Annotated in this window: 11 protein-coding genes; 3 read left to right on the plus strand and 8 right to left on the minus strand. The window is 67.6% G+C overall.

Features of this window, described 5'->3' with window-relative positions; translation table 11 throughout:
• Positions 1-135: 135 nt before the first annotated feature.
• Positions 136-2,514, minus strand: coding sequence for a VCBS repeat-containing protein (locus tag QHF83_RS35840; RefSeq protein ID WP_282422530.1), 2,379 nt, complete (start codon positions 2,512-2,514; stop codon positions 136-138).
• 156 nt (positions 2,515-2,670) lie between these two features.
• Entirely contained in the window at positions 2,671-3,252 is a 582-nt protein-coding gene (locus QHF83_RS35845) for a class I SAM-dependent methyltransferase (RefSeq protein WP_282422531.1), read from the minus strand.
• Between the two features lie 490 nt (positions 3,253-3,742).
• On the opposite strand from QHF83_RS35845, the gene QHF83_RS35850 reads away from it, so the two are divergent.
• Positions 3,743-5,470, plus strand: coding sequence for an MYXO-CTERM sorting domain-containing protein (locus tag QHF83_RS35850; RefSeq protein ID WP_282422532.1), 1,728 nt, complete (start codon positions 3,743-3,745; stop codon positions 5,468-5,470).
• An 832-nt stretch (positions 5,471-6,302) separates the two neighbouring features.
• Here QHF83_RS35850 and QHF83_RS35855 read toward each other — a convergent pair.
• The 3 genes from QHF83_RS35855 to QHF83_RS35865 all read right to left on the minus strand — a co-directional run bounded on the left by QHF83_RS35855 (position 6,303) and on the right by QHF83_RS35865 (position 12,182).
• Positions 6,303-7,718, minus strand: coding sequence for a hypothetical protein (locus QHF83_RS35855; RefSeq protein WP_282422533.1), 1,416 nt, complete (start codon positions 7,716-7,718; stop codon positions 6,303-6,305).
• A gap of 108 nt (positions 7,719-7,826) precedes the next feature.
• Positions 7,827-9,053 (minus strand): hydroxymethylglutaryl-CoA synthase, encoded by a 1,227-nt coding sequence (locus tag QHF83_RS35860; RefSeq protein WP_282422534.1) that lies wholly within the window; start codon positions 9,051-9,053, stop codon positions 7,827-7,829.
• Between the two features lie 96 nt (positions 9,054-9,149).
• Positions 9,150-12,182: a serine/threonine-protein kinase gene (locus QHF83_RS35865; RefSeq protein WP_282422535.1), complete on the minus strand. Its 3,033-nt coding sequence runs from the start codon at positions 12,180-12,182 to the stop codon at positions 9,150-9,152.
• A 99-nt stretch (positions 12,183-12,281) separates the two neighbouring features.
• On the opposite strand from QHF83_RS35865, the gene QHF83_RS35870 reads away from it, so the two are divergent.
• Both QHF83_RS35870 and QHF83_RS35875 read left to right on the plus strand, forming a co-directional pair.
• Positions 12,282-13,187 carry a sigma-70 family RNA polymerase sigma factor gene (locus tag QHF83_RS35870; protein WP_282422536.1) on the plus strand — a complete coding sequence of 302 codons (906 nt, stop codon included), beginning with the start codon at positions 12,282-12,284 and terminating at the stop codon, positions 13,185-13,187.
• A 159-nt stretch (positions 13,188-13,346) separates the two neighbouring features.
• Positions 13,347-14,723 (plus strand): hypothetical protein, encoded by a 1,377-nt coding sequence (locus QHF83_RS35875; RefSeq protein ID WP_282422537.1) that lies wholly within the window; start codon positions 13,347-13,349, stop codon positions 14,721-14,723.
• Positions 14,724-14,813: 90 nt separating this feature from the next.
• On the opposite strand, the gene QHF83_RS35880 is transcribed toward QHF83_RS35875, so the two are convergent.
• From QHF83_RS35880 to QHF83_RS35890, 3 genes are all read right to left on the minus strand, one after another.
• Positions 14,814-16,682, minus strand: coding sequence for a DNA/RNA non-specific endonuclease (locus QHF83_RS35880; RefSeq protein ID WP_282422538.1), 1,869 nt, complete (start codon positions 16,680-16,682; stop codon positions 14,814-14,816).
• Between the two features lie 286 nt (positions 16,683-16,968).
• On the minus strand, positions 16,969-20,916 hold the full coding sequence (locus tag QHF83_RS35885) for a Dyp-type peroxidase (RefSeq protein ID WP_282422539.1): 3,948 nt from the start codon (positions 20,914-20,916) through the stop codon (positions 16,969-16,971).
• A gap of 272 nt (positions 20,917-21,188) precedes the next feature.
• Positions 21,189-21,971 carry a hypothetical protein gene (locus tag QHF83_RS35890; protein ID WP_282422540.1) on the minus strand — a complete coding sequence of 261 codons (783 nt, stop codon included), beginning with the start codon at positions 21,969-21,971 and terminating at the stop codon, positions 21,189-21,191.
• Position 21,972: the final 1 nt, after the last annotated feature.

Consider the following 21,972-nt stretch of genomic DNA (forward strand, 5'->3'; position numbering starts at 1 on the left):
AAGAACCGCGCATCGCGCGGTTCTTCCACCCCGAGTCCAGCGCTTGCGCTGGTTCGGGTCGAGGGGCGAACAGCCCCCGCGGGGTCCGGGGCAGAGCCCCGGCGCGGCGGCCCCAGGGCGGCCCCGGAAGGATCGTCAGTGCGAGATGTTGATGAAGACGTTCACGCTCCCGTCCTGCTGCGCTGGGGTGGAGACGACGAGGACATCCGGCCGCTGGTCTCCGTTCACGTCTCCGATTGCGAGGGCCTCGGTGAAGACGCTCTGGTAGATGATGGCCGTATCGAAGGTGCCGTCGCCTTTGCCGCGGAGCACGCCCAGCGTTCCACCTCCGCCGCGCGCGTAAAAAATATCGGGCCGCGTGTCGCTATCGAAATCCGCCGTCGTGAGTGCGGTCTCCAGGGGGAAAGGCGCCGGCATGGTGAGGGGCGCGCCGAACGTCCCGCCTCCCTGGCCGGGAAGCACGCCGATGACGCTCCCGCTGCCTACGGTCGCGTAGACCATGTCGAGCATGCCGTCGCCCGTGAAATCGGCGGGCGCTACGGTCCATGCGGAGGTATCCACTGGGCTGCTCGTCGGCGCCCCGAACGTGCCGTCGCCGACGCCGATCAGGACCCGGATATCCTTGCTGTCGTAATTTGCGGTTGCCAGATCGGGGATCCCATCTCCACTCAAATCGACGGCCGCCAGGTCCAGGATGTTCGTCCCCGCGGGATACACGACGGGCGTCGAGAACCCGCCGGCCTTGTCGTTGAGGAGCACCCGCACCTTGTCGAACGTGGTCGCGGCGATATCGACGGCGCCGTCTCCATTCATGTCCGCGAGCGCGATCCTCCGCCCGCCATCGTGGAGCGCCGCGGGGCCGAACGCGCCCGCCCCGTCGCCGAGGATCACGCCTACCTTTCCTGCTGAGCGCGTGCCGAACACGACATCGAGATGCCCGTCGCCGTTCACGTCTCCCGCGACGACCTGCTCCGGATCTGCGCCGCCGGCCTGCATGGCCACGGGCGTACCGAACGCTCCGCTCCCTTCTCCCGGGAAAAACGCGAGCGATTTGCCGCTGCGATAAGCGACGACCACGTCGAGTTTGCCGTCCTCGTTCCAATCTCCGAGCGCCGCGCCTTTGGCGTCCTTGCCCCCGAGGAGCGCGGGTGCGGCATGGAACGTCCCGTCCCCGCGCCCCCGCGCGACGACGAGGTTTGCCATCGACATGATGAGATCCGCCTTGCCATCTCCGTCGAGATCTCCCGACCGGATCTGCGATCCTCGGTCCCCACTGAAATAGGTCACCCCCGGCGCGAGCCCCCCGGCCCCGTCGCCCCGGAAGATGGTGAAGAGCGAGTCATCGGAACTCACGACCGCGAGGTCTTGCTTGCCATCGCCGTCCCAGTCGCCGATCACGACGCCGCTCGGCACGCGGCCGGCCGTGACGCGCTTGGTCGCGGTGAGCGCGCCTCCCGCGCTGCCCATCAAGAGGGTCATTCCCTTCGTGTCGACAGCGGCGAGATCCGGGTGGCCGTCGGCATTGAGGTCGCCCACCGCGAGATCACTCGCGCTGCCGACCGGAACGCCGTCCAGCGCGGCGAGCGTGTATTTCGTCAATGGCGCGAACGATCCACCGGCCTGCCCGAGGCGCACGGTGACGATCGGCGACGAGAACTCCGTGTCGTAGCCGATGATGTCGAGCTTGCCGTTGCTGTCGAGGTCCGCGAGCCTGATGTGGCGGGTGTTGGTCGCCCCGCTCAACGCATTCGAGAGGGTGAATGCGCCCGCGCCGTCCCCCGCGAGGATGGCGATGTGCGTGCTGTTGTGTGCGGCCACGAGGTCGAGGTTGCCGTCTCCCGTCATGTCCGCGAGGACGGGCGAGACGTAATCGGCGCCGGGGCTCGAGATGGGTGCCTGGAATGTGCCGTTGCCATTGCCGAGCAGGACGCGCACGCTGCTGGCGCTCAGCAGCGTGACGACCAGGTCCTGGTTGCCATCGCCGTTCACGTCGCCTGCGGCGACGTCGTTCGCTCCATTGACGGTGAACTCGGTCGAGGGGAGGAACCCGCCCTTGCCGTCGGCGAGGAGCACCGCGACTTTGTTGGCGCTGCGCAGCGCCAACGCGCTGTCGACCAGCCCGTCACCGTTGAAGTCTGCGAGCGCGAAGGGGGTGCCGTAATAACTCGAGTCGGTGTTGTAAAACCTGACGACATCGAAATCAATGGTCTCCGCCGCCTGAGGCGCGCCCCCACCCCCGCCTGCCCCGCCCGCGCCGCCTGCCCCGCCCGCGCCGCCTTGACCGCCTGCCCCGCCTTGACCGCCTTGGCCCCCGGCGCCGCCTTGACCGCCTGCCCCGCCTTGACCGCCTTGGCCTCCGGCGCCGCCTTGACCGCCTTGACCGCCTTGGCCGCCCTGCCCGCCGTGGCCGCCAGCGCCGCCGTGGCCGCCTTGACCATCCGATGGTGTATCCCCACACGCGGAGCCGATGAAAACGACGAAGGCAAATGCCAGGAGTCCGTGATGTGCGCGCATTTGATAGCACCTTTCAAACATGAGCAAACAAGACTGGACGGCCCGCCGCTCCGAGACCCGTGGAAGGTTCGAACGCGCCGCGCCGACGAGGACGTATCGTACAGGAGCCGTGCGGGAAAAGCATTCCCCATGGCGACACGCTCGAGCAGGCGGCGATCACCCACCGCCGTCGCCGTCCGCCACTCGTCGCGCCAAACACCTCGCCTCGTGCCGCCCTTGCTCGGTCCACCCTTCCTCGTAACGGACCATCGAGAGCCCCGCGCAGAGAGAAGGCAGCTCGCCGTCCTCGAGCAAGAACGCAGCCCCCGGTCTGGCGTGGCGCAAGAGGTTCGACCGCGTCGGATGCTCCACCACGAGGAGCCCATTCGGCGCGAGCAGGCGCGGATATCGCCGAAAGAGCGGGCGTTCGAGGTAGTGGCTTTGCAAGATCACGTCCCACGGGCCCTCGGGCAAAGGCTCCTCTTCGAGATCGCGCCGGAGCGTCTCGATCGTGACGCCCGCCTCCCGCCCGCGCTCCTCCGCAACGGAAAGTCCCACGGGCGAGATGTCCACGAGCGTCACCCGAAGTCCCCGCTTGGCCAGCCAAACCGCATTTCGCCCCGCCCCACCCCCGACGTCGAGCGCGCGCCCTTCCCGGGGCAAATGCCCGTCGAGCGACATGAGCCAGGCCGAGGGCTCCTCCGGCGCCCCCTCGGCCGCGTACCGCGCATCCCATTTCTGCCGATCTGCGTCTGCCACGTGCAGGTTCCTCCGCAGCGCATTCGATCAGATTCGCATCGTCCCGTCAATCCGGAGCAGTTCCTTCTCGGGGCCGCCGCGCCGGGGCTCTGCCCCGGACCCCGCGGGGGCTGTCCGCCCCTCGACCCGGACCAGGCACGGCCTGGACCGAGGGTGGAAGAACTGCGCTTCGCGCAGTTCTTCCAACGGGCCCGTTGGAAGGGACGATGTTGCCAGTCGAAATGGCAGCGACGCTGTTTCGGTTGGCAGGGTTCATTCCTCGGCCTGTTCGATGAACTGCGCATCGCGCAGTTCATCGACCCTGGGTCCAGCGCTTGCGCTGGTCCGGGTCCAGGGGCGGATAGCCCCGGTGGGGCCTGGGGCAACGCCCCAGCGAGACGCCCCAGATGAGAAGCGGGTGTCGGATGAGGTTCATCCGGGACGGCTCCCGTGGTAGCATGGTGAAACATTCTTCGCCTTGGCTGCGGTGGCCGCGCCGGAAAGGATCTCCATGCTCGGATCGAGCTCTCCCAGGTTTCCCGTCGTCATCTCCTCTTTGATCGGCGCCTCGGTCCTCTGCGCGAGTGGGGCGGCGTTCGCGGTCGTCACGCAGCCGAACGGCACCGTCATCCCCGTGGGAGGGGGCGCAGCGCTCAGCGGCTACCTCAACGGATCGGCCAACAACGACAACATCAACGAGGGGATCGACGTCGTGCAGAGCGCCGCCGTGGAGCCCCAGGTTTTCTCGCCGCTCTGCGACTTCAGCGGCAAGTACATCGCCAAGGGCGGCGGCGCCAATTTCGCCGTCGGCTGGTACAACGTCGACGACAACATCCCGAGCAACAATCCGCCGAAGTACGTCCCCGTGGACCTCGGCGCGAACCTCAACATGGCCGCGCCGGAGAGCGCCATCCAGATCCTGTTCCCGTTCTCGGGCGCCCTGCCGCCTCCCGACCAGGTCAACCTGACCGCCGTCTCGATCCGGGAGCACCCGGCCTACAAGGGGGGCTACATCGGCTTCGTGCTCGTCCCCAACCCGAACGGCACCGGCACCGGGAACGCGACGCAGTATCACTACACCGAGCACCGGTTCAACGTCACGTGCACGCAGTGCTCGACCCCGGGACCCTGGTACTCGGATCTCATCTACAAATCGAACATGCTCGCCAACACGATCTACCTTGGCTTCGAGGATCTCGACTTCAAGGACGCGGCGGGCGCCGAGGGCGTCAACGGCAACGACCTCGACTACGAGGACTTCCTCTTTCGCTTCACCGGTGTCGCCTGTCCCGGCGCCGGGCAGCCCTGCGACGTCCCCGACGCGCAAGGCGCGTGCGCCAAGGGCATCTCCGACTGCGATGCGCAGGGAACGCTCATCTGCAAGCCCGTCCTTCAGCCCGGCATCCAGGGCGAGGCGTGTGACGCCATCGACAACGACTGCGATGGCCTGATCGACGATGACGCGACGTGCCCGCCGGATACGGTGTGCAGCAATGGCACCTGCGTCGCGTCCTGCGAGTCGGGCGAGTTTCCCTGCCTCCCTTCGTTCGTGTGCAAAGGGAGCGTGTGCATCGAGGAGGCCTGCGCGAACGTGGTGTGCCCGGCGGGCGAGGTGTGCCACAGCGGCGAGTGCCGCGCTCCCTGCGCCGGCGTGGTCTGTCCCGCGGGCCAGGTCTGCAGCGGTGATCACTGCGTGGACCCGTGCGCGGGCGTCACGTGCGGAGACGGCCAGGTGTGCGTGAGCGGCGTCTGCATCGCCGGGTGCGCCTGCCGGATATGCCCCTCGGGCGAGAGCTGCCACGTGGACAGCGGCCAATGCGTCGAGACCGCGTGCCTCGGGGTGTCGTGCGAGGCCGGCACCCATTGCAAGGCGGGGAACTGCGTCGACCTCTGCGATGGCGTCACGTGCCCGCCGGGCGAGGCCTGCGAGGGCGGTCAATGCGCCGTGGCCGCGCCCTCCGCGACGAACTCGTCGTCCACGGGCACGTTCGTCGGGTCCGGCGGCGCAGGCGACGGCGGCGCAGGCGGCATGGGCGGCGCCATGACGGGCGGCGGCACGTCGTCCGCAGGCGGCGCGCCCCCCGGGAGCAGCGAGTCCGGGAGCTGCGGCTGCCGCGTCGAGTCCACATCCTCCACCGCCGGCGGCACAGGGCTCACCGCGCTGCTCGCGGCACTTCTGCTCGCTCGCCGCCGCCCGAGCGGTCGCGTACGCAGGCCGCGCGCGAAAGAGAGCCGCTGAGCTCCTCCCCACTGGAGGCCGCCGCGCCGGGGCGCTGCCCCGGACCCCGCGGGGGCTGTCCGCCCCTCGACCCGGACCAGGGCAAGCCCTGGACTCGGGATGGAAGAACTGCGCTCCGCGCAGTTCTTCCAACGGGCCCGTTGGAGGGTGAACAGGCGCGGTGGGGCGCTCGTGCTCGCGCGCGATGCGCGTGAGCACGCCCGGGGAGGCGCACGTGCTCATGCCCGGAGAGGGTGAGGACGCCCGGGGGCGCGCACGTGCTCATGCCTGGAGAGGCTGAGGACGCCCGGGGAGGTGCACGTGCTCGTGCCTGGAGAGGCTGAGGACGCCCGGGGAGGTGCACGTGCTCGTGCCTGGAGAGGCTGAGGACGTCCGGGGAGGCGCACGTGCTCGTGCCCGGAGAGGATGAGGACGTCCGGGGAGGCGCACGTGCTCGTGCCCGGAGAGGATGAGGACGTCCGGGGAGGTGCACGTGCTCGTGCCTGGAGAGGGTGAGGACGCCCGGGGGCGCGCGCGTCCTCGTGCGCGATGAGCGAGAGCACGCCCAGGGGGGCGCACGTCCTCGTGGACGGAGCAGGATGAGGATGCGCGAGGGGAATGGCTACGACGACACGACGCGGTTGCACAGGTCCGCGTGGCTGTCTTGATTGGCAGCGTTGCTCGCCGGTCTTGCCTTGGCCTGTTCGATGAACTGCGCATCGCGCAGTTCATCGACCCCGGGTCCAGCGCTTGCGCTGGTCCGGGTCCAGGGGCGGATAGCCCCTGGTGGGGCCTGGGGCAACGCCCCAGCGAAGCGCCCCAGATGAGACCAACCTCGAGCCGACCGCAGGGACTATGGAAGGGCGCAGGCGGGCACCTGGATCAGGTAGCTCGCGACGTCGTTCTCCATCGTGCTCTCCCAGGTCGAGGCGAATAGCACCTTCGTGAGGTCTCGGTTGGCGACTGCCTGCGCCGAGGTGAAGTAGCCGGCGTTGCCGTAGTGGGTATGGGCGAGATTGTAGACTTTCGGGTTCGCTTGGAGCTCGACGGCGATCACCTTATTGTAGAACCACTGCGCGGACGGGTCGCACGCTTTCGCGCCGTAGTCCTCGGAGCAGGCGTAGAACCCGATGACGGCGTAACCGGGCTTGTTCTTGGCGGTTCCGCTGATGTGCATGGCGGCGCCCGCGTTGTTCTCGCCGTAGAGGGGAACGAGCGGCGTCGCTGCTCCGCCTGCGAGCTCGACCATGACCACGTTGCCCGCATTCTCCCCGTCGTAGGCGGTGTAGACGAGCACCTCGTCGCCGCCCTTCGTCACCGCGAGATCGCTGTGCTCGCTGCGGTCGTGGAGCTGCGTGTAGCTCGAAAAATCGGTCTTGTAGGCGCGTGTCCCCATCGGGAGCCCCCAGGAGGGCACGCAGTAGTTCCCCTTCGGGCTCGTCGAGATGTGGTCGGGCGCCTCCGTCACCGGCATGTGCCCGAGGATCTTGTCGGCGTCGAAGTCATAAGCGAACAGCCCATCGGGCACGAAATTGCTGGCCGCCGTGTGGCCGGCTTCGAGGCACCAGATCTTGCCGTCGTCGGAGGGACGACCCTCCTGCTTCGTCCACATTCCGGTCGCGCCTGGGAAGAGCGCCTTCACGCGTGTCCCGAGATCTCTCGTCGTGGACTTCTCGTCGCTCGTGATGTCGTACGTCGAGATCGTGAGACCCTGGCCGTACGATTCGAGGAAGTAGAGCTTGTTCGGATCCGTCGGGTGCCAGTTTGGCTCCTGGGGCTCGCCCAGAGCGAGCGTCTTCAGGAAAGCCAGGGTGCCGTCCGGCTTCACCTCGTAAAGGCGTATCCACCCGTTCGAGCTGATCATGAGCGCGCGGGTCGAGTCGGCATTGAAGGCGGGCCGGCGTGAGTATTCGTGGCGGACCCAGCTCGGGATGTCGTGGTCGGTGACCTGCGAGGCGTCGGTCACGCGGGCGAGCTTCAGGTGGTAGTGCTCATCCTCGAAGGGGACGTTCAGCGCGGGGCGCATGTTCCCCTCGGTTGGCACCGATGTGTCGAGCCCCTCGACGAGCGTCACGTTGCAGGCGCCGCCGCCTGAGCCCGCGCTGCCGCCCGAGCCCGCGCTGCCGCCTGAGCCCGGGTCCCCGCCGCCCGAGCCTGCGCTGCCGCCCGAGCCCGCGCTCGAGCTCGAGGCTCCGCTCGGATCTCCTCCGCTCGAACCGCACCCCATTGCGACAAGGCCAGCGATCAGAACCAATGCCAAGGTCTTCATGCCGACGATGGTACACGGAGTCGTCGCAGCGCCCTTTGGAAATCGGTCGACATCCTTCGATATCGCGGGCCACCCAGAGCAAATAAATCCGGCTCGTTCGGATCCGGGTCACGCGTAGGCGTACACGCGCCGCTCGTTCGAATCGACCCCGAGATAGACGGCCCGTCCGCCTTCGTTCGCCGTTCCTCCGGGGGCGCGCTTCGGCGCCGGTCGGCCGTCGGCGACGGCGTCCTCGGCGCGGAGCCGCTCGTATTCGGCGACCGTCATTCGATGGCAGTCGCGCAGGGGACCGTCGATCTCCAGTCGCGCCACGAGCTCGGCAGCCTCCGGGTTCGTCCTGCCGGCGAAGAACTCCGCGCAGCAGCCCGATCCATAACTGAAGAGACCAATACGCTGACCGGCGAGCTCCCTCGCTTGCGTGTTCAGCAACGAGGCAAGCGCGAGGTAAAGCGAGCCCGTGTAGACATTGCCGATCCGGGACGGCAGGTCGAGCGACGGCTCTACTTCCGCCACGAACGACGCGTCGGCGGCCTCCTCGGTCAGGCCATCCAGCATCCGGCGATGCCGGTGGGCCTTGCGGGCCATCTTGCCATAAGGCACGTGATAACAAGTCCGCACGAGCGGCTCGTCCGTGGCGCCGTCGAGGCGGCGCCACGCATCGTAAGCGCCTTCCAGGGCGTCGAGATAACATTGCACCGAGTAATGCCCATCGACGAGGGCCTCCTTGTGGTGGAGCGGGCGCCAGAAATCGTGCACGTCGCGCGCGAACGTGCCGGTCTGGCCCACGTCGAGCGAGAGCAGCCGCGGGTTTTCCCGGACGAGCAGAGCGACGGCGCCCGCTCCCTGCGTGGGCTCGCCTGCCGAACGGAGGGGATATCGTGCAATGTCGGTGCAGACGACGAGCGCCGCGCGGCCGCGCGCCGAGCCGGAGGCGATCCAATCGACGGCGGAGAGGAGCCCCGCCGTGCCGCCGAAGCAGGCGTGTTTGGCCTCGAAGATGCGGCATGTGCTCGGCAGATCGAGCAGGCCGTGGACGAACGCGGTCACCGGCTTCGAGTGGTCGACCGCCGTCTCGGTGCCGACGATGCAGAGGCCAATCTCCGCAGGGCTCGCGCCGGAGCGCTCGAAGAGGCGACGCGCCGCGTTCACGGCCAGGGTCACGGGGTCCTCGTCCGGCGCGGCGATCGCCATCCGGCGCATCCCGAGCCCATTCGAATACTTCGACGGCGGGACTCCACGAGCTTCGGCGAGCTCGGACAGCTCGACGTAGCCACGAGGCACACTCAAGGCAATCGCATCGATCCCGACGTCGGGCACGCTTTTGCAAGAATTCATGGCGCGGAGCCTAGTGGCGACGCGTGCATCGGCCGAGGAGACTCGAAGGAGGGTCGAGGGAGCGGCCATGGGAAAACGGGGCGTATGCGCCGTCGCTCAGCGACCCGCCACACGCGCGAGCCACGCCCGGACACGCAGGAGTTCTTTTGCTTCCGCCTCACCCATGCTCGCGAGCACCTGCTCGGCCTGGGTCGAGAGCTGCTTGGCGCGGTCGCGCGCCTTTGCGCCGTCCCAGAGCGCCTGCGCGAGCTCGAAGCGCGCGAGCGCGAGAAAGACAGGGTTACCGTCGTAGGTTTCGAGGTTTTTCACGGCCTCTTCGAGCAGGGGCACTGCCTGCGCAGCGCGTCCCATCCGCCGCTCGACCTTGCCCCGCCCCGTGAGCGCGATGCCGATCTGGAAATCCTCGGGGCCGTTGACCTTCTCCCATGTCTTCTGCGCGCGGGTGAAACGCGCGCCGGCCTCCTCCGTTCGCCCGAGCTCCAGGAGGACATCGCCCATGGTGTTGAGGGCAGCGGCCACCTGGTCGTGCTCGGGCCCGAAGACCTGCTCGAAGGCCAAGAGCGCCTTCTCGCTCGCAGCGAGCGCCTTCTCCGGGCGGCCTGCGTCGACCTCCGCGCACGCGATTCCGATGAGCACCTCCGCGGAGAGCGGCAGCGCGCTCTTGTCCTTTTCGAAGATCGAGAGCGCCTCCTGGTAGGCGGCGAGCGCCTGGGCATTCTCGTGCAGCGCCGAGAGCGCGTGGCCCATGCCGAGCAGCATGCGCCCGACGTTGACGTGCCCAGGGTCGAGCGCCGCTCGCTGGATCGCGAGGGCTCTCTTGTAGACCGCGAGCGCCTCGACGTGATGCCCCTCGTTGAAATGCGCCGTCGCGAGCCCGCCCAAGACGAACGCGACCTTTGGGTGATGGGGGCCGAGGATCGCCTCGAGTTGCTCGCTCGAGCGGCGGGTGTGCTCCATGGCCTCCGCCATGTCGCCCCGCCACATCGCCACCTGACCCAGGTTGTAGAGCTCCGTGGCCACCCGCAGGTGCTGTGGCCCGACCACGCGCTGCCAGAGCTCGAGCGAGCGCGTGTACTGCTCCCCGGCGCGGGCGTGATCGGCCTGCGTCAGATAGACATCGCCCCGATTTTCGTGGAGCTGGGCAAGGAGGCCCTCGTCCTCTTTGCCCCTGCGGAGCAATGCCTCGGCGAGCCAGGCCCAGTGAAGGCCATCGTCGAAACGGCGTAGCTGCGCGCCCACGACGTCGACGAGCTGGATGGCCGCATCCGCCGCGGCGCGGTCGTGGCGTCCCGCCTGGGCCGCGGAGAACGCGCGCCGGAGCGACGCCTCGGCGGCCTTGGGGTCGCCGGTGGCGATCTGCAGATCGGCGAGCGCCGTGAGCGCCTCGGCCTCGGTCGGCGCGTGCGTGAGGGCCTCGGCGCGCGTGACCGTCGCCTCGGCGATGGAGAGGCCCTCCTGGTATCGGCCAACGGCGGACAGCGCCGAGGCGCGGGCGATCTGCTCACGAATCGCTCGGGCCTCGTCGGCCGCTGCTTGCCGCTCGGGCAGGCGTACCGGAGACCGGAGGCCCTCGACGTCCGCGCAAACGGAGACGTCGCCGAGCGACTTCGCGGCCTCGGGGGCCTTCGCCACCTGGTCCTTGCCGCTCGTCTCGAGCACGCCCACGAGCGCGCGCACCTCCTCGAGCCGCCGATCGAGGCAAAGCATCCGCAGCGAGAGCACCTCATCGGACTGATCGCCGCGCAGCCGCGTCGCCTCGCACGCCTCGGTGTGCATCGTCGACCACCCTCGCCCGTAGGCGTCGAGCGCCTGTTCGATGCCCCGCCAGGCATCCTGCGCGTACGAGAGCTCGGTCGCGAGGAACTGCTCGCGGATCGCGCGCTTCTGCGGTTCCCCCCAGGCGCCGGCGAACTTCTCCGGCGCCCCGCTGCAGAGCGGCACGCTCGGCTCGGCGCGCAGCGCGCCGAAGACCCCCACCCCTCCGAGCGCCGCCACGGCGAGCGCGCCGAGCACGCGGTTCCGGAAGGTGCGCTGCTCGTCTTGCGTGAGCGCCGAGAGGAGCGCGTCCATGGACGGGAAGCGCTCCTCCGGTGAGGGCCGAAGGCCTCGCTCGATCGCGCGCAGCACGCGCGCGGGCACGCCCGGCACGTCCTTCGGCCGCGGCAGCCTCCCGCCCGGCGCCTCGGTCAGGACCGCCTCGCGCGTGTTCACGGTGAAGGGCCGTTCGCCGTAGAGCGCCTCGAAGAGCGCGAGGCAGAAGCTGAACTGGTCGGCCTGCGCATCGACGGAGACGCCCTCGAATTGCTCCGGCGCCATGTAGGCAGGCGTGCCGAGGACGGCGCCCGAGCGGGTCAGCGATGCGAGGCTCTCGCCGTCCCCTCGCGTCTCCTGTATGTCCTCCGGGGGGAGCGGGGGCGCGGCGAGGGCGCGCGCGAGGCCAAAATCGGCGACGCGGACGCGCCCGTCGCTGGCGACGAGGACGTTCTCCGGCTTGAAATCGCGGTGAACCAGCCCCGCGGCGTGCGCCGCCGAGAGCCCCCGGCCGGCCTGTTCGAAGAGGTCGAGGATCTCGCGCCAGGAGCGCTTCCCCTGCGACAGCCACCCGGCGAGCGTGGTGCCGTCGACGTACTCCATGGCGAAGAACAGGCCCTCCCCGATCGTGCCCACGTCGTGGATGGCGAGCACGTTCGGGTGGGAGATGCGCGCCATGGCCTGCGCCTCGCGCATGAGCCGGAGCTCGGCGCCCGGGGCCCGCTGCAGGATCTCGGGCCGCAGGATCTTGAGCGCGACCTTCCGGTCGAGCTCGGGGTCGTAGGCGGCGAACACCACGCCCATTCCGCCCGCCCCCACCGTCTCCAGGATCATGTACCGCCCGAGGATCGCGCCCCGCGAGAGCTCCCCGGAAGGCGCGGCCGCCGCCGTGGCCCTGATTCGCGGCGTCGCCGCGCCCTCCGTGGCGACCGCCTCGCGGCCGGGGAGTTCCAGCACGGAGATCTGCTTGGCCAGCTCGGACAAAAGCCTCCGGCAGGCGGCGCAACCCGCGACGTGCCGCTCGACACGCTCGGCCGCCTGCGTCTCGAGCAAACCCTCCGCGAACTCGGCGACCGTGGTGTCACTCAGGCAGCTCATCCCATACCGTTTGCCGTGGACGACGTCGTTTTCCGCGGAAGCGCGCCCCGAAGCACGCGTGACTGTACAGGGGTCGCGTGAATCCGGTAAAGTCCGCGCGTGACCGCCCCGGCGTGCCGTCTCACCGAGGTCTTCCTGCAGCAGCAGGCCCGTGAGCAAGGGGCGGCGCGAGGCGAGGAGCACGACGCGCTTTCGGGGCTCCTCGAACGAGCCGTCGCATCCGCGCGGGCCGCATGGCCGGAGATCGATGTGCCCGCGGAAGCCTTCGTGCGCTGGCTCTCGGAGCGGATTGCCGCGGCGAACGTGGAGACACTCGAACGAGCGCTCGGCACGTTGCGCCTCGGCGATCTCTATCTCGCATGCGCTTGCGCGCGGGGCGACCGCGCGGCGCTCGCGGCGTTCGAGCGGTCCTACGTCCCGGATCTCATTGCAGCGATCCAGCACGTCGATCGATCCGGTAGCCACGCGGACGACGTCCTGCAGGTGCTGCGGCAAAAGCTGTTCGTGGGAGAACCTTCGACCGGGCCGAAGATCCGCGAGTACGGCGGCCGCGGGGAGCTGCGCCGGTGGCTCCGTGCCGTCGCGGTGCGCGGCGGCATCGACGCCCTGCGCGCCGCGCGTGAGATCCCCGTCGAGGACGAGCTGCTCGACGCCATCGAGGTTCCCGCCGACCACCCGGAGCTATTGCACCTGAAGCGCACCTCGCTCGCCGAGCTCAAGCTCGCCCTGCGCGACGCCCTGGGCGCGCTGTCCGCGCGGGAGCGGACGCTGCTCCAGCAGTACTACCTCGACGGCGCCCACCTGGAGGCGCTCGCCGCGCTGTACCGAGTCACACCCTCCGCCGTGAGCCGCAGCCTCGCGAAGACGCGCGCGACCCTCATGGGACGGGTGCGGAACGCGCTGATGGCGCGGCTACGGCTCAGTGGGCGTGAAGTGGACAACATCCTTGTCCTCGTCCAGAGCCAGCTCGAGCTCTCGAGGAGCATGCTCGACGGGCCGTCGTAAGGGGAAAGCCCCCGTAGTTTCGCACACAGACAAACAAAAAACGCAAACGCGCGCTGGTTCTCCGTCCTCTAGGGCGAGCGCCTGCTGCCGGGGCCTCCTCGGGCAGCGGAAGACGCATGCGGCTGCGCCCGCCCCTTCATACCCGGAAGACCATCGACCATGACACGTACGCTCGTTGCATCGCTGCTCGCCACGTTCGTCGCCGGATGCGGCTTCATCAAGGTGGGGGGCCTGCCCTCCGTCTCGTCCGGCGAGCCGTCGGAGGCCTCCGGCGAGGCCGGAGCCGCCGGCCCGAAGTCCACCGACGAGGAGCTCCTCAAGCTCTACCAGTCGATCGACTACACCTGCTGCACGCAGACGCGCGCGAGCGGCATGGGGTTCTTTCAGAAAGCCGGCGTCGATCAGACGGGGCTCTTCAAGCGGGGGAACGTCGATCCGGAGTGGATCCCCGGCTGGTCGAACGACCTCTCGACCATCGAGCTCACGAACGCGCTGGCGCAGGGCGCCGTCAACCGCACCTGGCAAAAGCAATGCTTCGCCGACTACGAGGACTATCGCAAGGGCTTTGCCGCCATCGAAGGAAAACACCGCCCGCGGTTCGAGGCGCTGCGCAAGCAGGGCAACTACTACGAGCAGGCCTCGGGCCTGAGCGCGCTCCTGTCCGACGTCGCGAAGGAGGCCGAGCAGAAGGGCCTGAAGCTCCCCGGCTCGCATCCGATGACGTGGGTGGGACTGCCTTACGAGATCGTCACCGCCCTCTTCCAGGTGCATCGCGACACGGGGCACGAGTACGCGCTCGCCGATTACGTGAAGCCCGTGGGGGATCAGGTCGAGAAGTTCTCGCGCTTCGGCCGGCCCTGGTCCGAGGACAAGACGTTCGATCGTGACGTCTTCTGCGCGTACGCCGAGGTGAACGGCACGCACCGCACGCCGAAGCTGCCCGATATCGGCGGCTGGGAGCCCGGCCGCGACGCGCCGGTGCGCTGGCCGGTCGCGGCCGAGCGTCACGCCGAGGTCGAGAAGAAGCTCCAGAGCCTGCAACCGCAATCGGCGGCGGCGCTCACGATCCAGGGATGGAAGGTCCCCAGGCTCGAGATGGGGACGCTCGATCGCGAGCCGAAGGCGCCCAAGCTCTTCTATACCGGGCCCTACACGATCACCTCCGTCCAGCGCGAGGGCGACAAGGTCGTGATCGGCGGCGAGCAGCGCAAGACCGAGCCGTTCAACTACGATTGCCGCTCGACGGGCGTCATCGAGTCGTACGACCTCAACAACAACCCCGTCTACGGGCGCAATTGCAAGGTGGGCTCGAAGACGAGCATCCGCATCGCGGAGGTCACGTTCCCCGACCTCCCTGCCTCGATTCAGCTCGGCAAGGGGGACGAGATCTCGTTTTATGGCGATCTCGTGCGGGAGGAGAAGGACAAGTCGGTGAAGCAGACCCCGTCGGAGGTCGTGACCAGCCGCGCCCACGCGTTCGAAGGGAAACACCTCGTGCAGGTGAAGCGCGAGGGCAAGGTGCTTCACTCGTTCTGACGCGTCGCGAGGGGACACGGCGCCGTCGCTGCGATTCCAACGTTTGAGAAAAGGCCCGGACGCAGGGGAGCGCCGGGCCAGCCCCTCGAGCTAGAACCGAATATCGCTGGGGTCGGAGACCAGACGGCGCCTGCTCCCCGCCTTCTCTTCCTGCCCGAAGCGATCGTGTTTCTTGAGATTCCCGAAATCGAGCCCCGTGAGCTGTTCGATCTCCTCGACGCTCACCTGATAGGTGCGGAATTGCCCATAGGCGAACTCCAGGTCCGTGATCATGCTCGCCTGGCTCAGCATGTAGGCCGTGACGGAGAGCTCCTTCGTCTCGTCGTCCCGCACCATGGCGACGACCTTCCAGAACTGACGCGGCAACTGGACCGATCGGTACTCCGGGTCTTCCGCGTCGAGGACCGGCCCGGTGAATACGCAGACCCTGAGCTCGTGCGCCCCCGCGTTGTCCAGCACGTAGTCTTCGAGATCGTTCCAGACCTTCTGGTTGAGGTCCTTGTGCTGCGGGCAGGCGTTCGTGAAATGGAAGGTATCGTCGTTCGCCTTCTTGGCATCGGCTCCCCAGACAGGGTCGAGGCGGCGCACCATGTGCCCCCGGTCGAGATCGTTGTTCGCGTACACGCTCGGCCCCGTCTGCCACTCGGCCGGAAGGCGAGGATCATAGCTCCACTTGTCGCGGGACCGGGGCAGCGCGAGTCGTGAACCGCCGTCGATGTTCACCGCCGTGAAAAACGGCATGCGCCGCGTCTTGTTCATGACGACGGAGAAGTTCGTGTAGCGGAGCACGAAGTCGTCTGTGCCGTCGATGACGGCGATGTGTGGCTCGAGCACCTGGGCGACCGTGGGAAGAGGAACCTCGTGACCCTTGCCGAGGAAGTCCTCGACGTACCCCACACGATCACTGTAATCGGTCTTGTTCCGGTCCTTCGCGCGCCCCTCGAGGTCGGCCAGCGACATCGACGGCGCCGCGATTTCGGCCGGCGCGCGGTCCAGCGTGCGAAGGAGCTCCTCCAGCACGGGGGCAGAGACCGCGTAATTCGCGACCTCCGACCTCCCGCCGAAATGGATCCCCACGACCGCGCCCGTCTCGATGTCGACGGCCGGCGAGCCGGAGTTCCCTGCGAGGGTCGTGCAGGTGTGGGCGAAGACCTTGCCGTCGGAGCTCAGGGCGCTGACCGTGCCCGGCGAGAGGCGCTTGACGTCGTAAATACCGAGGAAGAGCTCCTCCATCGCGCTTCGATCTTCGTAATAATCCAGCGCCGGATAGCCGATGACGGCGACGAGCTGGTCGACGCGCGGCGGAGCCTTTGCGAGGGGGATCGGCGGCGGAACGGCGAGCCCCGGGCGCTCCTCCAGGAGGAGGAACGCGACATCCGGCGTGTCATCGCCGTCCTCGGCAATGTACAGGACCTTGCTGATCCCGAGCTCCAGCGTGGCAGCCCGCTGATACTCTTCTTTGAAATCGACGCGCGCCTCCATCGGCGTGCCCATGAATTGCTTGAAAACGAACTTCTTCTCGGCATCCTTCCTGCCGAACTCCTGGGCGACGTGCCTGTTGGTCACGATCACGTTCTTCGCGATCACCCACCCCGTGCCGACCCAGGGAGCTTGCGGGTGATTGCGTAGCTCGATGCGACCGACCGACGCGATGGCGCTCTCGAGGACCCTCCTGTGCGGGAGCAATCGGGCCCTCCACGTATCGGTCTCCGGTACCTGAAAGGTGCCATTCTGGATGAAAAGGGCGGGGCGGCCTTTGCGGAGGACGATCTTCTCCGCCACAGGGTTTTTGGCGAAGAACGGCGTAGCCTCGGCCGCGCTCTCGGGAACGATGCCGACGGACTCGAGGCCTGCTCCCCAGGTTTTCCGCTTGCGGCCTTGAAACGATGCCGTGTACCGCGAGATTTCCCGGATGAGCTGCTTGTCGGCCAGAATCGCTTCCAGTTGTTTCTTGCGCATGGACTCGTCCCCTCCGCCCAGACGCCTGCCTCCCGTGCGTCGGCCGCCTCGGTGCGGCCATGCAAAGGTGGGCGTGACAAGACTCGACGCTGGATCGGACGTATGGTTAATCCCGAAGGGTACACACAACCATCATCCTTTGTAAATGATTTTTGTGCTACGCGGTCCCTTTTGTGCTCACAGATGATTCGGGTTCATGGCGAATGACTGTGGTAACCCGACGACCATTCAAGCTCACGTGGGCGAGGCGCACCGGAGTGCCGGTGCGCCTCGGGTCCCTCGCGTCTCAACCCTTGCGATCAGGCGTATTGACGGGGCGCCTCTGGTGCTGCTCCTGATGCGCCGGGAACATGGCCACGAAGAACTCCGACCAGCCCCCCATGCGCACGCGCAGGAGGTCGTACTTCTCGGGGTCCTTCCGGGCGCCTGCGAATGTCTCCGCATCGGCGCACGTGATCGTCATGATATTGGAGCCCTGGCCGTCGGCGAAGGCACGAAGGACGCGCTGGAGCGCCTCGCCGGGGAAGTTCTCGGGGATGTTGAAGTCCGTGGGCGCTCCGTCCCACATCGCCTCGGCGCCGGAACCCGAGAACCCCGCGAGGACCTTGGAGAAAGGCTGCGCTCGCGGATCGACGGGGGCATCGGCGTAGCTCGGCGAAGGGCTCAGATCGGAGGCGAGCGGATCGCCTCGATGACGGCCGTCCGCCGAGGCGCCGGTCATGGCTCCCCAATCGAGGTAATTCTCGAAGGTCCCCACGCCGGGCGTGATCTGGAACCCGCCAAAGGGGTGCTGGGGTGTCCCCATCCGCTTCGCGAGGTCCACCATCTTTTGCGCCGTGGGCTCGGCTGGATTCGTGAAGATCGAGACGATGGTCTCCGCGACGCGCTGGACGAATGCATTCCCGAACGCATCGATGGCGGCGCTCCCTCGGCCGTACTTGGGCATCGCCATCGCGACCTCGCGCAGCCGCTTGAATCGCTCGGCGCGCGCTTCGATACGCGCGGGGCCAGCCAGCGTCCCGACGAAGGGCTCGACCATGCTCTCGCCCCAATCGCAGAGAAGCGCCTCGACGAGCTCCGGCAGGGACGTGACCGCGGTGTTCGAATCGAAGACCATCGCGCGGATGGCCCACAAGGAGTCGATCGTCGTGGAGAGCCCGGTCAGGCAGGGCGCGATCATGTTGTAGCGCGGACCGCCTGCGTAGAAATCGAGGCCCTTTTCGACGCACCCTTCGACGAAGACCGAAAGCAAGGGCGAGGGGCAATAAGCGCTGAGCTGCCCGTAGACACCGATGGTGCCGTCGACTTGCTTGGCATACGAGAAGCGCATGTGCTCGAAGAACAGCTCACACAGCTCCTCGAAGGATCGGATCCCCTTCACGGCCTTCGACGTGAACGATTGCCGCTGCCCGCGGAACCAGACCGGCCCGGCCGAGGCCCACGTCATGCCCTGGTTCAGGGCCATCTCGAGCACCTGCGGCAGGGTCAACCCGCCGAGGGTGAACCAGCTCCGCCCCGAGAGCTGCGGCTCGTAGCAGCCGTCGCACGCGTAATCACGCGCATGGCTGAGCTCGACCTTGCTGTCGAAGAGGCCGCTCGACTTCTCGCGCACGGGCGTGGCAGCGGTGGGTTTTTCAGGGTCGCCCTCCCCGATCCGATTCCCGCACTGCGCGAGCCCCGGGATGATCTTCTCGTCCGAGAGCAGGATCGGGTGGGCCCCACCGCTCAGGATGGCGAGAGAGGCCTCGTGCAGGATCTCGTCGGGGATGTCCTTGCGTACGCGCAGGGATAGACACGGTGCATTGAGGGGCAGCCTGCGCGCGGCGCGAATGCAGAGGAGCGTGACCGCGTTGTACGCACCCGTCCCCTCCCCCGGCGCGTCATCGGCGACCGTACCCCCGACCGTGACCTGCTGGATCCACTGGTTGTTCGACGAGCCCTTCGGGTAATTGCCCGCGGAGCCGCCCATGGCCAGGTTTCCGTAGACCTGGTGATCCTCGACGAACTGGCGGTTGATCTGTACCTTTTCGCCGATCTTGATCCAGAAGCAATCGATGATCTCCTGGGCCTGTTCGTCCGTGAGGCGCCCCGCGGCGACGTCACGCGCATAGAAAGGCGCGAGGAGCTGATCGAGCCTGCCGATCGCGGTCGGCTCGCCCGTCAGGTGCATGCACGCATGCAGCGTGAAGACGAGCTGCGCGGCCTCCAGGAACGTCTCCGGAGCCGCCACCGCGAGCTTCTTCATGCGCTGCTCGATCACCAAGAGGTTCTTTCGCTCGGCGCTCTGCCCGGCGCCGAGCTGGGCGGCCATTTCCGCGGCGAGCCGCGCGTAGGCGAGGCTATACTCCGCGACGCCCTCCAGGGCGAGGATGGAGGCATTGTAGAACGAGCGCTTGCTCGCGTCCGTCGCCGCGTCGCGCAGGCTTGCGAGCTCCTTCTGGAGATTGCCGATCCCCTTCTCGAGCGCCTTCCCGAAGGCCGGGACGACATGCCCGACCCCGGAAGCATACCCGAGCCCGGCGAAGAAGTTCTGGGTACGCTCGTCGTCCCGCGCGTAATCGATGAGGTATTTGCCCTGCCCGAGCCCGAGGTTCGGCAATGCGCCGACGATCAGCTCCGCGGGCTGGATGCGGTAGGTGTCGGCGCCGTTGATCCAGTCCCCATGTTCGTCCCTCCGCCGCCCGCGGAATCCGTATTCGTGGCTCGTGAACACGTCTCCGAGCGCGACCTTGAAGGCCCAGGCCATGCGCTCCGCGACGGGCAAGGCCATCACCCTGTCGGCCTCCGCGCGGCCATGTTTTTTCTCGATGTAGGCGGAGAGATGCCCGAGCTCCTGCTGCGCGCGATCGAAATACCACCCGTCCTGCCAGCGCGAGAAGGCGTTCGCCAGGAGCTTGAGGACGCGGTTCGAGGGCGGCAGATACCGCTCACGATCCTTCCCGCTCATGGTCGCCATCCGGAAGAGGTACTCCTTGTGGTTGTAATGCATGTACCCGTTCTCGGACGCCTCGCGGAAATGCCGATCGAGCCGGCTCCAATCGACGCCGGGGAAGCGCTTCCAGTTGGTCGTCTCCAGCGGGGAGAGGTTCGTCGGCGCGAGGCCCAGATCCGTGAGGCTCGGGATATAATAAAACCCCCCGAGATCGGAGCGCGCATGAGCGAGGAGCCGATCGGCCATGAAGCCCTCGCGGGCGCCGATCTGCTGGTTCATGATGGTCTCGAGCACGCCCACGTTCTTCGCGTAACCCGCGAAATAGATGCCGGCCTCGTCGCGCACGCTCGCGCCCTTCGCGCGGAGATTCTCGCTGTTCACGGCCGCCGATTGGCCGAAGGGCAGCCCGAGGCGGAGCACCTGCATCGTGTTGCCATGCTGGTTCTGCGCCCGCGCGCACTTGATGTGGCTGTGATCGTCACGCGACGGGACGAGCGCGTCCTCCGTCGTTCGCCCGACGAGATCTTCGATGTGCTGGGGGCTCATGTCGAGGAGCTGGTCCCAGTTGAGGTAGAAGCGCTGGGCGAGCACGTACGAGGCGCCGATATGGTCGGGATCCTCGAAGCCGACGATGGTATTCTCCTGAATGCTCACGGGATCCGTGGGGTTGTTCAGGTTCTCGGAGAAGCGGCACCCGATGACCTTGCCCCCCATCTTGTCGGGGCTGTTCGATTTCGTGGCGGCACTCTGGTGGACGGTGCGCGTGGGATCCACGCAGCGATCGATCTCCTCGAGGCGACGCTTCAGGTACTCGAAGACCTTGGTGCAATTCTCGCTCACGTCGCTCTTGATGTGAAACCAGAGATCCGCCTCCGAGTCGACGAAGCTACTCCCGCGGCGCGTGAAGAGGGCCGAGCGGCTCTCGGACGTGGAGCCGTCCTCTTCCTGCGCGGGAAAGACGAGCTTCATGCCCGCGGGCGGCGCCTTGCCTTCCGCTGCGCACATCTCCCGCCAGAGCTCGAAGCCGACGCCCATGACGGCGGTCGTGTGGGAGTTGCCCCAGGAGATGTGGATTTCTTCGCGCATGTCCACGAGCAGGCGGCGGAGGGTCTGGATCGAGACCGGCGCGCCGACGCCAGGGGGATTGCGGAAAAAAGTCGCGAAGACCGCGTAAGGAGATGGATAAACGAGTCCCCGTTGCGTGAAAGACCAGATTCGATGACTCGTCTGGTTGCCCGCCTGGGTGGACAGATCCTCGGCGGACTCACGGTGCAAGGATTGACCGATCGAACCTTCCTGCATTGCAATGTTCTCCCTCGGAATTGGACAAACCATCCCCATGGCGAGACGTCTCCCGCTCCGGGAACCTATCCCCTCGCCCCGCCATGGGGCCGCGCCCCTGATCGACTGTCGACCGACGCCCCCGCCCCCGATTCGTTCGACCTGCGGGTTGTTGCAACGACAACAAGAAAGGACGAACACTGTCAAGAACTATTTGCCCACGCTCGCGCAAGCGCGCGGGCACAACGTGTTACGTGCCGTAACGTAGGCTTTGCTTGCCCCTCACCACCCGTTCATCCGAGCAGCGAGGGGCCCTCCACGAACGTGAATCCTTCCTGCGGCACCACGGCCCGCACCTTGTACCAGCGCAGCACCGCTTCCTCGGACCGATCAGCCATGGGCGCCGTCCACGCGCGGTCGAGGCGCATTCTGTCCCGGAGTCGCAGCACGAGCCCCCGGCCGTCACGCGCGGCCGCCACCCCCTCGAACCGCAAAAGTCGGAAGGATCGATCCGCGCGCTCCACCAGCACATCCGAGATCCCGGCATCACACACGGACGCAAAGCGCAGCCGTTCGACCACGAAGATCGCCCCGAAGAGCGGCACGTAATCGCAGCGGTTGCGATTGTGGCGCCCTCGACCTGGCACCGATCCTCGCGAAATGCGGCCCTCGTCGCTCGACAGCTTCCACATCCCATCGAGCACGCGCGCCGCCACGACCCCCTCGACCCGCCGGAGCTCTCGCAAGGAGATGAACGGCAGCGCAGGAAAACGCAGGCCGTGCGGCTCGTTCGGGGAATGATCGGGTCGCTTCAGCGGCGCGAGCGTCCGGTTCCAGCGCAGGCGCCTCACCAGTCGGATCCGCGTGGCGATTGCAGGGTTTTGAAGATCGTCCGGCAGCTCGCTCCCCGGACGCAGCTCGGGCTCCGTGGCGTCGCGCAATTCGAAGAGCGACAGTTCGTGCCGTGTCAAGCCATTGGCCTGCCTGAGCCGAAAGAGCAGGTCACGCGCCGACAGCGCCGTCAGGTGGACGAGCCGGCCATCCCCCGCGAACCCGAGGCCGATCGGCTCGATCACG

The sequence above is a fragment of the Polyangium sp. 15x6 genome (assembly GCF_029960785.1).
Lineage (GTDB): Bacteria > Myxococcota_A > Polyangia > Polyangiales > Polyangiaceae > Polyangium.

Bases quoted from the DNA above. Each gene is read 5' to 3' on its own strand.
- QHF83_RS35855 (WP_282422533.1), bottom strand. From the start codon at position 7,718: ATGAAGACCTTGGCATTGGTTCTGATCGCTGGCCTTGTCGCAATGGGG.
- QHF83_RS35885 (WP_282422539.1), bottom strand. From the start codon at position 20,916: ATGCAGGAAGGTTCGATCGGTCAATCCTTGCACCGTGAGTCCGCCGAG.
- QHF83_RS35840 (WP_282422530.1), bottom strand. From the start codon at position 2,514: ATGCGCGCACATCACGGACTCCTGGCATTTGCCTTCGTCGTTTTCATC.
- QHF83_RS35860 (WP_282422534.1), bottom strand. From the start codon at position 9,053: ATGAATTCTTGCAAAAGCGTGCCCGACGTCGGGATCGATGCGATTGCC.
- QHF83_RS35875 (WP_282422537.1), top strand. From the start codon at position 13,347: ATGACACGTACGCTCGTTGCATCGCTGCTCGCCACGTTCGTCGCCGGA.
- QHF83_RS35880 (WP_282422538.1), bottom strand. From the start codon at position 16,682: ATGCGCAAGAAACAACTGGAAGCGATTCTGGCCGACAAGCAGCTCATC.
- QHF83_RS35850 (WP_282422532.1), top strand. From the start codon at position 3,743: ATGCTCGGATCGAGCTCTCCCAGGTTTCCCGTCGTCATCTCCTCTTTG.
- QHF83_RS35865 (WP_282422535.1), bottom strand. From the start codon at position 12,182: ATGAGCTGCCTGAGTGACACCACGGTCGCCGAGTTCGCGGAGGGTTTG.